This window comes from Variovorax sp. RTB1, from assembly GCF_035018765.1.
Classification (GTDB): Bacteria; Pseudomonadota; Gammaproteobacteria; order Burkholderiales; family Burkholderiaceae_C; genus Variovorax.
Genome location: NZ_JASJXG010000020.1, coordinates 72,012 through 84,014, shown reverse-complemented (window position 1 = coordinate 84,014; position 12,003 = coordinate 72,012). Strand labels below are relative to the sequence as shown.

Sequence of the window (12,003 nt, the reverse complement as noted above, 5' to 3'; positions counted from 1 at the left end):
GTGTCCACCTATTTGTAGTGGACACCATCGTCGGCTTCTGGACACCAACTCTCAAGATGCCGTGGCTGGTCGCTTACTCCCAGTCGGCCGGGAGCGGCTTACCACCACGGTAAGACGCAAACCACATCGAATCCGTGACGTGGTGGTCCAGGTCTGGAATCATTCCGGTCCACAGAAGACGCGACCGTCCGTTGTCGGTAATACCGACAACGCCCCAGGGACCTCGGGAGTCCGTGGGTGTCCCCGTCTTCCAATGGTTGGAACACGGCGGCCACTAGCGGGAGCCGGGAGGTCCACGGTGACTGTGGACCAGTTCTGGCTACTCTACAATTCTCGTAGAGTAAGGGGCCACCAGCGTGCGCCGGGAGGTCCGTAGTGGCTGCGGACCGGTGCTGGCTACTCTATTAGACCAGTAGAGCAAGGGGACCACCAGGACCCCAGGGTCGCTGCTTGCTCACGGTGCCACTGGCGGATGTGCGTGGGGTGCGCCATGTCTTTTGGGACCTGATTGAACGCCGTCCAACCAGGGTCACCAGGCGTCACCAGTCAGTCTATGGTGGTTGTCTCATAGTGGTGTCACACGAGCGATGCTTGATGGATACACCAGCATCACCAGGACACCCAGGGCCTCACCAGCGTCACCAGGCTTCCCAAGCCATCCCAGTGTCCCTGTCCTGCCTTGGTCCCATGTGCCAATCTAAGGGGGATACCCAATGAGTCATAGGGAGTCATCAGGAGTCCCTATGTATCCCAAGCCATACCTCTACCATGACCTCCATCATGATGATCTGATGTCCCTCTCTCTCTATACATAGGCCTCATCTATCACTCTGTAGGTATTTACTTGTCCTGTCTCTATACCTTGGGCCTCATCTATCACTCTGTAGTCATTTAATCCAAGCGTGACTCAGGACTCCGAGCCCTCCATTTCGCTCTAGGAGCCGTTTAAACGGTCCAGGCTAGGTAGTAGCCATTCCATGATTCGACGGCTCCTAGCGTCACACGCAGGGCTTTCTGAGGGGTCCTGAGGATTCCCGTTGGGTCCCAATGGGTCCTGAGGCTTCCATGGAGGGCCAGGGAGGTCCAGGGTGTAGATACGGCGGAAACCCAGCCGCAGTGACATCGAGCGCTGTTGGCCCTGAGCGTCGGCATACCCCGACAGGAATTTCTGTTCGGGTTCTTCGAGTGCGTTCAATAGGACGCCGCAAATTTGCTGACTCCAAACTTGGATGCCGAGATTCCAGGGTGGTCATGGCCCCGGCACTGGGCTGAAAACCCAGCCGAGATGGTCCCAGGTCGATGCCCTGAAAACCCAGGGCCGACTCAGTGCATCTCCCCCTCGGTGGCACCAATCCAAGCCCACACGGCAGCATCCCCGGCTGTCTTCAGGACCTCAGAGAACCCAGCGCCCACCGGGACACCAGGGACCGCCGAGCCATCCGGAGCCATGGCCTCGGCCTCGCCTTGGATGCCTGTGCCCACCAGGATGGTGACCAGGGGTCCCGGTTGACCAAAGGAGCCAGCGTCCAGCGTTTCGACAGACAGCGCGGCCCAGTGCTGCCCGTAATCGGTCGACCCATATTCAACGATGACGGCGCGGTCAATCCGCTGCGCCAGGTCGCCCCGCAGTGCCTCGATGCCGGCACGTTGGATGGTGGTGAAGGTGATGGTGTTCGTGTTCATGCTTGATCTGTTGGGTACGTTAGGGACGGGCGGCTCAGAAGGCCGTGGGCACGGGGTAGACGCGGGACAGCGTGGAAAGCGCAGGGAACTCCAGGTGCTCGATGACCCGCTTTAGGGCCTTGGGGCTATGCACGGTGTAATTGGTCTGTCCGATGTTTTTACCTTCGTGCCCCATGACGGCAAGAATCAGCGACTCGCCAAGGCCCGGATGCACGCCACGCAAGCACGTAGATGTTGTGGTGCGCAGGGAGTGGAAGTCTCGCCAGCGTCGATAAATGTTCATTGACCTTGCGATTGCTCGGAAGCCGTCGCTGAAGTTGATAGCACCAGTTCGCGTAGGAACCACCCGAAGGTCGGGGAAGACAAGCCCCTCGGCTCCAGAGCCCTCAGCGTCCGACCGTCTCCGGATGTTCGCCAAGTAGTCGCTGAAGCCCAGCGCCAGCAGCTTCGAATGAACCGGAACGATGCGGGTCCCTGCATGACTCTTGACGCTTTTCAAGCTCTCACCTTCCTCTTCGTTCACGTCCATCAAGAGCACGCCGTCACGCGTCGTCACGTCGCGCAAACACAACTGGCAAGCCTCTGACAACCGGAGCCCACCATAGAGCGCGATCAACGGTGCCCAGTAAGCAGCCTCTCGTCCGGCGCGGTCGTTCTTGGGCATCTCGTAACGGGTCCAGATCGGCGACGACATCAGCACGCCCAGGTCCTCGTCCGACCAAGGCTGTCGACGGTTTGTGACCTTGCCTTTGGCAATGGCAGTGCCCGCCCATGGGTTCGCCGATAGATAGCCGCGCTGCTCCACTGCGAAATTCAGCAGCGTTTGCACAGCCGCCATAACGTCGGATTGGGTCTTTGCGGTCCGGCCCGTCATCGTGGCCTTGACATAGGCCCGGAAGTCGATGGCATCCTGTCGGGTCAGTTGCTCCAGTGGCTTCATGCTGCCGCTGGCCTCCAGCATGTTCAGCGCCCGCTCGGTCTTGCGTTGTGAGTCCAACGACTTCACCTTTCCGGCCGTCTCATCTGTGGCCCACTCGTCCCGAACATCCCAAAGAGTCCTGAGGGCTCCTTTGGACTTCCCGATGGCAAGCACGGGGGCCGCTGGCACAGCGCTGGCGAGCACCAGACCCTCAGGCATCTCTGGCATACGCGGCGTGTCCACGGCGTCCCCCAGGTTCCTGCGGCCCACGTCGATCCATGCCCCAACGACAGCCCGCAGGACGGTCAGGACAGCAGGGCGGTTGCGTGACCAGTCAGCCGACAGCCCCAGTTCGCGGGCCTCGTGTGCGGCAGCCTGTTCGCCGGCCTTGAGTTGACCCATGGCAAGCGACGACGACAGCCCCAGCCTCAGGGCGTCATGGACGCGACCCAGGGCCTGAAGATGTTCGGGTGTCATCCCAGTCTCAGGGACCACCACGGGAGCCACTGGTTCCGGCTCTGCGAAGTAGCTGGCGGGACGTGGTGCGAACAACGTCAGGAACGCCCCCAGCGCCCCAGTGTCGAACCGGATGGCGTCATCCAGTGCAAGGATGCGGGCACGGGCACGCGCTGCCAACAGATCGGCCAGTGCTGGGGAGATGACCGCCTGCACCATCGACTGAAGCTGTGCCTGTTGACGGGCGAACGTCTCGGCGTAGGTCTGGTGGATACCCAGCGCCGCCGTGCGGGCCATTGTCTCGTCGGGGGTGTTCAAGCTGACCCGGACGAACGAACGGCCTTCATAGAAGCCCTGACGCAGGGTGGTGGGGATCATCACGCGCAGAGCCCAGTTGCTGGTGCCCTCACGCTTGTGCATCCCGGTGATTTTCCTAGCTGCCATGGGTAACCTCAGGACAGCAGGGAGCCACGGACCAGCCGGCGCAGCACCTCACGGGCCTCGCTGACGGCATCGCAGGGCCTGAGGTCAGCGAAGTCCAGCACCATGCGCGACAGCGCCCCAGCGACCTCCAGGTATCCGGGTAGGTCTACGTCGTTCAAGTAGCTGTCGGCCTGAGCGATGCGCTCAAGGGCAAGCCTTCGATGGCTTTGGTCAGCCAGGAGGTCTAAGGGGAAGCCGGTGTTGTTCATGCTGGTCCAGGTTCAGTTTATAGAAGCCTGTGACACAGTCCGGTGAACCACATGAAAACCGCGAAAGCCTTATCTGGCGCGGCCTCCAGCTAGATTGCATAAAAAATCATGGAGCGGGCGAAGAGAATCGAACTCTCGTCAGTTGCTTGGGAAGCAACAGCTCTGCCATTGAGCTACGCCCGCGGTTCGAGGCGAATTCTAAACGGGCGACCTGGCGCGCAACTCGGCCGGCTTCCCCATAACGTGCTTCTCAATAAGAAGTCATTTCAAAGGCCGGAAATCCTCTGACCTGCCGCCTGGATCTGGCGGCAGGACGCCGCTTACGAGCAAGAAGTACGTTGTTAACCGCCAGCGCAACCGTATAGAGCGCTCCTAAAGCCAACGCCACCCGCATCGCCACCCTGCGCTTTGCCAGCTTCAAACGAGAGAAGGGCAGCAGCGGGCCTGCTGCGAAGCGATAGAACCATTCGCCGGCTACGTTGGGTGGTTTGCCTTGAAGCGCTCGTCGCACGTGGTGCCCTTGCCATGGCTTGAACGACCCGACGGCGTGTGACAAGTGCTTTCCGCCTGGTGCGAGATCCATTGCCTCCGGCCCGAAGGTTTCTAGCCGGGTGGTGGAAAGCGACAACGTGAAGTTCAGCGCATCTTCATCCGCCGAGTGAAAGAGGTGATCGGCCTCGCCGACCCGGCGCTGTTGCAGCGATCCGCCGCTGTACGCAGCAACGATCCCGCAGATCCGCTGCCACGCGCGCAGCACGTCGATCTGCGCCCGCGCGACCCCGACGAAGCCTGCGTTGTAGTAACTCTCCAGCGGCCGCACAGGCTTCTCTCCATAACCAGCGAAGAACGCCTGCCACCTCGCTCGTTTCGGGTGATGCGAAGGCATCGACCAGTTCAGGTCCTCGACCAGGGCGACCCCATCCGGCGTGACCCATTGCTCGATTTCTGTCCAGTCGCATTTGACGACCATGTCCGGGTCCATGTAGCTCACCGCACCCACATCGGGTGCGAGCCGTTCCAGGACGTCGAGCATGAAAGTCGGCTTGTAGAAGGTCAGGCTTACCGGCGGATTGAGCTCGACGGTTTGTAGCTGGATCGTTGGCGTGACCTGCAGGCATTTGGTCACGGCATCAAACCCGTCTGCATCGACGATCCACGACGGCAGTGGGCCCCGATGCCCGACCCAGACCGTCCCTTGGTAGCCCGCAGCCGAAAGCGAATTCACCAGCCCGGCAACGCCGTAGTGGTAGTGGCCTTCGAAGAGCGTGCAGACAGCGGTTTCCATAGGCGGAAATGATCCCGTAAATAAGGCGGTCGAGGTGAACATCTTTGTCGTTTGTCACATCGCATCGCCACAATTGCAAACAATGTCACGTCGCAATGTGGTTTACCCTAGCCACAAGTTCACAGCGGGCCGAAAAAGTCGCACTTTAGTTCTATCTAATGCCATAAACTATGGTCGAGTTACTTTTAGTTTCAGTGGTTAAAAATTGGTTAACTATTGGTTTCCGGGAGATTTGATGCTGTCTAGTTCCGCAACCGGCTTCCGCGAAAGCCCGCTGATTGCTCTTGGAAGGGTCAACCCGTTGTTGGGCTTGATCCTGCGAGCGGGCGACTTTGGCATCTTTGTAGCCAGTGGAATGTTGGCCTTCGCAGTTCGATTCGGCAGCGTCGAGATGGGCGCCGACTACATGCACACCATCAGCCGTGGCGTGCTCTTCGCCGTCATCGTCCTCAACGGCAGTTCGCTGTACCGGCGCTGGCGTGGCCGCTCGACGGCCGCGGAGATCCTGAAAGTAATGACGCTTTGGCCGCTCATGTTCTGCTTAATGGCGGTATACGCGCTTGCGATGAGAGACGGTCACGACACATCACGCTTATGGTGGGGTGGTTGGTTTGGCCTGAGCGTCACGGGGGCATTGCTTTTGAGAATGGCTGTTGGGGCAGCCGTACGCTGGGTCAGCGCTCAGAAGATAGATACGCGTATTTCTGTCGTGGTCGGCGCAAACCCCGAGGCACAGGGCTTGGTCGATGCCATTCGGCGAGACGATTCGTGCGGAATCGAAGTCCGTGGCTGGTTTGCTACGCATGCCGACCGCGGGGAATTGACTGGAGCACCTATGCTCGGGCGGCTAGACCAACTTGGCGAGTATGTTGCCTCACGCAACGTCGACTTGGTCTGGCTGGCTTTGCCCATGCGCGATCAAGCGAAGATCGCCTTCGCTCTCGACCAGCTAAAACATTCAACAGCAGACATCAAGCTGGTGCCCGATCTTTTCGGTTTGCATCTGTTGAACCACTCGGTCGAGGAAATCGCCGGCTTGCCGGTGATCACACTGCAACAAACGCCGTTGCTGGGCAGGGCACGTTTAATCAAGGCGTTCGAGGACTTCGTCTTGTCGACTTTGATTCTCTTCATGATCTCTCCGCTGATGATCGCGATTGCTATTGCAGTCAAGCTCAGTTCGCCTGGGCCTGTGTTCTATCGACAGCAGCGCGTGAGCTGGAACAACAAGACGTTTGACATGCTTAAGTTTCGGTCGATGCCGACCGATGCAGAGCAAAAGACCGGTGCGGTTTGGGCCAGAGCCGGCGAATCACGGTCGACACGAGTCGGAGCATTCCTGCGCAAGACGAGCCTCGATGAATTGCCTCAGTTCCTCAATGTGTTGTTGGGTGATATGTCCATCGTCGGACCGCGTCCGGAGCGACCTGTGTTCGTCGAGCAGTTTAAGAACGAGATCCCTTCGTACATGAAAAAGCACATGGTCAAGGCAGGGATCACTGGCTGGGCACAGGTCAATGGCTGGCGGGGTTCCACAGATTTGACCAAGCGCATCGAGTGCGACATCGAATACATCGAGAACTGGTCGCTGGCCTTCGACTTGAAGATCATCGTCTTGACGCTGTTCAAAGGCTTCATCAACAAGAATGCCTACTGAAGTGAAAGTCGCACTCGTTCACTACTGGCTGGTCGGCATGCGCGGTGGTGAAAAAGTTGTAGAAGTGCTGTGCGATCTGTATCCCGAGGCAGATATCTTCACGCTGGTGTGCGACCCGGCGGCCATCTCCGAGAAGCTCAAGCGTCATCGCATCACGACATCGTTCTTGCAAAAACTAGGCGGCGTGCGGCATTACCAAAAGATGCTGCCGTTGATGCCTTATGCCCTAGAGTCTTTCGACCTCACTGGCTACGACTTGATCATCTCCAGCGAGTCAGGTCCGGCCAAGGGCATCATTCCCGGCCCGGACTCCACTCATATTTGCTACTGCCATTCGCCGATGCGCTACATCTGGGACTTGTATCCGCAGTACCGTTCCGCGGCGGGATCTTTGACTCGTGCCTTGATGTCGCTGACTGCGCCGTCGCTTCGCCAGTGGGACGTAAGCACGTCGCATCGCGTCGACCATTTCATTGCTAATTCCGCCTATGTGGCGCGGAGGATCGAGAAGTATTACCGACGCACTTCCCATGTCGTGAACCCGCCCGTCAACCTCGCACGCTTTGCGCCGGTGGATGCGCCGGGAGACTATTACCTGTGTGCAGGTCAGATTACGCCTTACAAGAAGGTTGAGATCGCCGTGGAGGCGTGCACCCGCATGGGTAGGCGGCTCGTCGTTATCGGCTCGGGTGCAGGCCCAGCGCTCCGGCAGCTTGCTGGCCCTACTGTCGAGTTTTTGGGCGCTGTCGACGACGCCACCATGACGCATCACTTCGCTCATTGCAAGGCGCTTCTTTTCCCTGGGGTCGAAGACTTCGGGATCGTTCCTTTGGAAGTGATGGCGAGTGGGCGGCCCGTTATAGCCTATGCAAAAGGCGGCGCACTGGAGACAGTCGTCGAAGGCAGCACGGGCTTGTTCTTCGCCGAACAAACCATAGAAGCCATGGTCGACGCGATAGGGCGTTTCGAAGCTGTTGCAAGCTCATTTCGCTCCGAGGTGGCTCACTCGCATGCAGCCACTTTTGATACGGTCGTATTCCGGGCACGGATGGCCGAGCTTATCGGCTCGTTGATTGCCACGCCCCCACGGCTTGCAACCTGACAGGGCGGCCACATGGAGCTAATCCCGGTCGGCATATTCTGGAGCGTTGCGCTGTGGGCCTTATTCCAGAAGAAGCAGGTGTTGATTTACCTGTTCTTTGCATCCATGCCGTTCGGTTCTTTTGCTGCAATCCCAACCGAGTTGACCGCGGGGCTGACCCTGACGCCGACACCTATTGTCGCCATGCTGCTCATAGCGCGTGAACTTGGCAATGCACGCGGCTTGACGAAAGCGCTAGACGCTGCCTTGAAGTCATCCGGCTTGCTGCTGCTGTTTCTTTTTTGGCTAGTGGCCACTATCGTCACCCTTTTCATGCCGCGCTTTTTTGCCGGTCAGGTCGAAGTGGTGCCAGTGCGCGCGGGCGCATTGGCCTCGGACACGGCAATGCTCGCGCCCACTGTTCAAAACCTCTCTCAGTTGGTGTATATCAGCATCTCGGTATTGGCCGTTTTTGCCTTCGCAAGTGTCTTGCGCGGCGAGGGCATGCGCCGGCACGCCCTGAGTGCTTTGTGCCTGGGTGCGGCCTTCACGGTCTTTACGGGATTTCTTGATTTTGCGTCGCAATACTTGCCTCTTCAGTCGTTCATGGAAGTCTTTCGCACGGCCAGCTACGCACTCATCACCGAGGCAGAAGTTCAGGATGTCAAGCGCGTCGTCGGCTTGATGCCTGAGGCATCGTCTTTCGGCAGTCTCTCTTTGAATTTTCTGACATCGCTCTACTTTTTTCGGCGGGCGATGCGGTCCGGGCATCTTCGTGATCGCGTGGTTCCGGCTTTGATGGGCTTGCTGCTCCTGCTCGTGTGGATGTCGACCTCATCGGCAGCGTATCTTGGTCTGGGCCTTTTCGGCGCGGCGGCGGCTGCGGAGTGGTGTTGGCGATTCTTCGCGTCAGAACGCAATCACTATCTTCGCCATGGTCTCATGGGCGAGTTTTGGTTAGGTGCCGTGGCCGTATGGGCCATTCTTCTGGTCGTTATCGTTGTCCCCGACGTGCTGACTCCACTGCTAGAAATGGTCAACGTGACGGTGCTGCAAAAGACGAATACCAGTTCGTTCGAAGAGCGGGGAATGTGGACCCAGATGTCCTGGAACGCGCTGTTGGCAACTCACGGTTTGGGAGTCGGTCTGGGCGGCAGCCGCGCCTCGAATTTTGCAGTGGCGCTTGTCAGCAATGTCGGATTAGCCGGCGCAGCGCTCTATTTCCTTTTTGTTTTGCAGTGCTTTTTTGTGCGGCGGGCAGGGCGTAGTGACGCCGAGGGGAGCGCTCTCTTATCGGCCGCCCGCTGGTCGTATCTACCCATGTTTTTTGTCAGCCTGACTATCGGCACTACGTCGGACTTCGGTTTGTCCAACGCGTTCCTGTACGGGTTTGCGGTAGCAATTGCCCATAAGGGCCTTCAACGCGCCGTCTGGCCCACCGAGGTTCATCGGCTGTTGAACACCCCGCGTTTCAGGGCGTCGCAAATGCGCAGCGGACGGAGTGCCCGCATTGACTGAGCAACCGAGCATGGCGAGCCGTGCCGTCGGGGCGGGCGTCTGGACGGTGGGTACGCGTCTGGCCACGAAGTTGATCGATCTGGCGATGCTGCTGTGCCTCGCTCGGTTCTTGGGGCCGGCTGAATTCGGTTTGGTTGCGGTGGCGATGGCTGCGGTCGTTGTCATAGAAGCCTTGTTCGAGCTGCCGATGGCAGCCGCGTTGATTCGTGCGCCTGTTCTGGTTGCAGACATGTTGCACACCGCTTTCACACTGAGCCTGCTTCGCGGGCTGGTTATTGCCGCTCTGCTGCTTGTTATTTCCTGGCCGCTGGCAGTGTTCAACGAAGAGCCTCGACTGACAGCTTTGCTGGCAGTACTCGCGCTGGCCCCGGCGTTGCGCGGGTTGGTCAGCCCGCGAATGGTGGAATACGCGCGCGCCTTCAACTTTCGCCCCGATGCGATGCTGGAGCTGGTGGGCAAGGCCGCGGCTTTCATCATCGCGGTCGCCATCGCTTTCAATACGCGGAGCTATTGGGCGATTGCTGCTGCGACCGTGTGCGGACCGCTGGTTACAACGTTTATCTCGTATTTCATAGCACCGCTGCGACCGCGTTTTACGCTGACGCACTGGAAGGATTTTTCGAGCCTGATCGGCTGGAATTTCATAGCCCAGTTGGGCTCGGCTCTGAACTGGCAGATCGATCGGCTCCTTCTTCCAAGACTGATTACGACCGCGGCGTTTGGCCAATACGCCATGGGCAAGCAGATATCGGAGCTCCCGATTCAGGCGCTCGTTCAGCCATTGGCTCGTCCCAGTATGGCGGCATTGGCATCGGCCGCCGAAAGTCGAGGTTCGCGCTACCTGCAGTTGTCTCATGGGATCGCATTCGTCATTGCACCGGTACTGGGGCTGATGCTGGTGTGGCCAGAAGTGCTTGTTCGCGTCACATTGGGAGAGAGCTGGTTGCCGGCCGCGGAGTGGATGCGCTGGATCAGCGCATCGTCGGTGCTGGGGCTACCCGCCATTCTGTTGGGGCCGCTCGCGATGACGCTGGACCGCACGCGCTGGTTGGCTGCACGGACGCTCATTGAATTGCTGGTCAGACTGCCTCTCGTCTGGATGGGCGCTTTACGATTCGGGATTCCGGGCGCTATCGCCGGCAGTGCAATCGCGACTGCCATCGGTACCTTTACGGCGCTATTCATGGTGCGGCGTCTGAGCGGTGCGGGGGTGATCGCTCAACTGGTGACGCTCTTACGGCCGCTGTTGGCGGTATTGTTGGCTGGCAGCCTGCTGTGGCTGACAAAGCCTGTCACGCTGGGCGCTTCAAGCCTGCCACAGCTGTTGGTAGTTGCCGTACCGATCGGCATCGTTTATCTGGTTGTCTACGGAATGTGTGCAATGCTTGCATGGCAATGGGCAGGGCGGCCGGCAGGACTCGAACAACACTTGCTCGAGCTTATCCGCAGCAAGATCATGCAGAGGCCGAGTCAAGATGCGACTGGGTCTGTGCTCGGACAAGTCAAAACAAAATGAAGTCCTGAATCGATGTCAAGAAGCCTCAGTGACACAGGCGCCAAGGGCGCCGCCGTAACAAGACTTGCCATCAACGGCAAGTTCCTGCAGCCGAAAACCAGTCGATCAGGAGTCAACCGTGTAGCTCGCGAACTCCTGCGGGCCCTGGACAAAGCACTTGCGGACAATCCCGTGCTTGCGGCCGCTGTGTCGTGCCGTGTGATCATGCCCGCGGGGCAGTACGGTGACCTTCCGCTTTCGCATATTCGAGTTGAATTGAACGATGGGTCCAGCGAAATGGGGTCCTTTATGCGCAAGCTGAATGGGGCGTTTTGGGAGCAACTCGTTTTGCCCCGGCGCATCAAAGGCGACACCTTGATCAACTTTTGCAACACGGGGCCGGTGCTTCACAAAGATGCGTTCACCATGGTTCATGATGCACAGGTATACCTATCGCCCGAGTCGTACTCCTTTGCTTTTCGCACTTGGTATCGACTCGTGTTGCCCTGGTTGGGGAAACGCAATACGGCATTACTCACTGTGTCGCAGTTTTCGCGGGAGCAACTGGACCATTTCAGGGTCGCCACCTCGGCACGTATTCGGGTGATACACAACGGCTGCGACCATGTGCTTCGGCTTGTTCCTGATTCGACGAAAGTGGCGGCCTTCGGCTTGGCTGGAAGCCGCTATGTCGTAGCGCTCGCCAACGTCCAGCCTCATAAAAATATTCAGGTTCTCCTGAAGGCTTTTGGATCACCAGCGTTGCGTGACGTCACTCTCGCCCTGTTTGGTTCTGCGACACGTGAGGACTTTGAGAGTCAAGGTCACATCGTTTCTCCCAACGTCAAATTTCTCGGATTTGTCAGCGACGAGCAATTGGTCGGGCTGCTGGAGCAGGCCAAGGCGTTGGCCTTTCCCTCCACGACGGAAGGCTTCGGTCTGCCACCGCTGGAGGCGATGGCGCTGGGGTGTCCGGCAATCCTTTCGCCCTGCGGCGCACTACCCGAAGTGTGCGGCGATGCTGCACTGTGGGCCGACTCGCTGGACCCGGTGCAATGGGAGCAGCAGATTGTCCGCCTGTGCAACGACAGCCTGCTGCGCGCCGAGATGCAGCGACGTGGACGAGCACACGCTGCTCAGTTCACATGGGAAAAGGCGGCACATCGGCTGCTCAAAATAGTGCTGGGTAAACCCTGGCCGATTGCGCGCTGATCCAG

General features: G+C 59.0%; 9 protein-coding genes and 1 tRNA gene. 5 read left to right on the top strand and 5 right to left on the bottom strand.

Translation table 11 applies throughout. From position 1 onward, the window contains the following. Window positions 1–1,323: 1,323 nt before the first annotated feature. The 5 genes from QN397_RS14395 to QN397_RS14375 all read right to left on the bottom strand — a co-directional run bounded on the left by QN397_RS14395 (window position 1,324) and on the right by QN397_RS14375 (window position 5,077). The gene (locus QN397_RS14395) at window positions 1,324–1,683 is read right to left on the bottom strand and encodes a hypothetical protein (protein ID WP_323501227.1); all 360 of its coding nucleotides are present in this window, start codon (window positions 1,681–1,683) and stop codon (window positions 1,324–1,326) included. Window positions 1,684–1,717: 34 nt separating this feature from the next. After that, the gene (locus tag QN397_RS14390; protein WP_323501226.1) at window positions 1,718–3,502 is read right to left on the bottom strand and encodes a tyrosine-type recombinase/integrase; all 1,785 of its coding nucleotides are present in this window, start codon (window positions 3,500–3,502) and stop codon (window positions 1,718–1,720) included. Between the two features lie 8 nt (window positions 3,503–3,510). Next, window positions 3,511–3,750 carry a hypothetical protein gene (locus tag QN397_RS14385; protein WP_323501225.1) on the bottom strand — a complete coding sequence of 80 codons (240 nt, stop codon included), beginning with the start codon at window positions 3,748–3,750 and terminating at the stop codon, window positions 3,511–3,513. A gap of 109 nt (window positions 3,751–3,859) precedes the next feature. Beyond that, a tRNA-Gly gene (locus QN397_RS14380) sits at window positions 3,860–3,933 on the bottom strand. Window positions 3,934–4,000: 67 nt separating this feature from the next. Beyond that, window positions 4,001–5,077, bottom strand: a complete 1,077-nt coding sequence (locus QN397_RS14375) for a hypothetical protein (protein ID WP_323498472.1) — start codon at window positions 5,075–5,077, stop codon at window positions 4,001–4,003. Between the two features lie 193 nt (window positions 5,078–5,270). Here QN397_RS14375 and QN397_RS14370 point away from each other — a divergent pair, with 193 nt between their 5' ends. The 5 genes from QN397_RS14370 to QN397_RS14350 are packed head-to-tail and all read left to right on the top strand — an operon-like array spanning window position 5,271 to window position 11,998. Beyond that, window positions 5,271–6,692: an undecaprenyl-phosphate glucose phosphotransferase gene (locus QN397_RS14370; RefSeq protein WP_323498471.1), complete on the top strand. Its 1,422-nt coding sequence runs from the start codon at window positions 5,271–5,273 to the stop codon at window positions 6,690–6,692. Between the two features lies 1 nt (window position 6,693). Further along, window positions 6,694–7,794, top strand: a complete 1,101-nt coding sequence (locus tag QN397_RS14365) for a glycosyltransferase (RefSeq protein WP_323498470.1) — start codon at window positions 6,694–6,696, stop codon at window positions 7,792–7,794. Window positions 7,795–7,806: 12 nt separating this feature from the next. Beyond that, window positions 7,807–9,291: a hypothetical protein gene (locus QN397_RS14360; RefSeq protein WP_323498469.1), complete on the top strand. Its 1,485-nt coding sequence runs from the start codon at window positions 7,807–7,809 to the stop codon at window positions 9,289–9,291. After that, the gene (locus QN397_RS14355; protein WP_323501224.1) at window positions 9,284–10,807 is read left to right on the top strand and encodes an oligosaccharide flippase family protein; all 1,524 of its coding nucleotides are present in this window, start codon (window positions 9,284–9,286) and stop codon (window positions 10,805–10,807) included. Before QN397_RS14360 ends, QN397_RS14355 begins: the two co-directional genes overlap by 8 nt. A 12-nt stretch (window positions 10,808–10,819) precedes the next feature. After that, window positions 10,820–11,998 (top strand): glycosyltransferase family 1 protein, encoded by a 1,179-nt coding sequence (locus QN397_RS14350; RefSeq protein ID WP_323498466.1) that lies wholly within the window; start codon window positions 10,820–10,822, stop codon window positions 11,996–11,998. The last annotated feature ends 5 nt before the right edge of the window (window positions 11,999–12,003 follow it).

Excerpts from the sequence above, each read along its gene's own strand:
- QN397_RS14390 (WP_323501226.1), bottom strand. The coding sequence starts at position 3,502 with ATGGCAGCTAGGAAAATCACCGGGATGCACAAGCGTGAGGGCACCAGC.
- QN397_RS14350 (WP_323498466.1), top strand. The coding sequence starts at position 10,820 with ATGTCAAGAAGCCTCAGTGACACAGGCGCCAAGGGCGCCGCCGTAACA.
- QN397_RS14395 (WP_323501227.1), bottom strand. The coding sequence starts at position 1,683 with ATGAACACGAACACCATCACCTTCACCACCATCCAACGTGCCGGCATC.
- QN397_RS14375 (WP_323498472.1), bottom strand. The coding sequence starts at position 5,077 with ATGTTCACCTCGACCGCCTTATTTACGGGATCATTTCCGCCTATGGAA.
- QN397_RS14370 (WP_323498471.1), top strand. The coding sequence starts at position 5,271 with ATGCTGTCTAGTTCCGCAACCGGCTTCCGCGAAAGCCCGCTGATTGCT.
- QN397_RS14360 (WP_323498469.1), top strand. The coding sequence starts at position 7,807 with ATGGAGCTAATCCCGGTCGGCATATTCTGGAGCGTTGCGCTGTGGGCC.
- QN397_RS14385 (WP_323501225.1), bottom strand. The coding sequence starts at position 3,750 with ATGAACAACACCGGCTTCCCCTTAGACCTCCTGGCTGACCAAAGCCAT.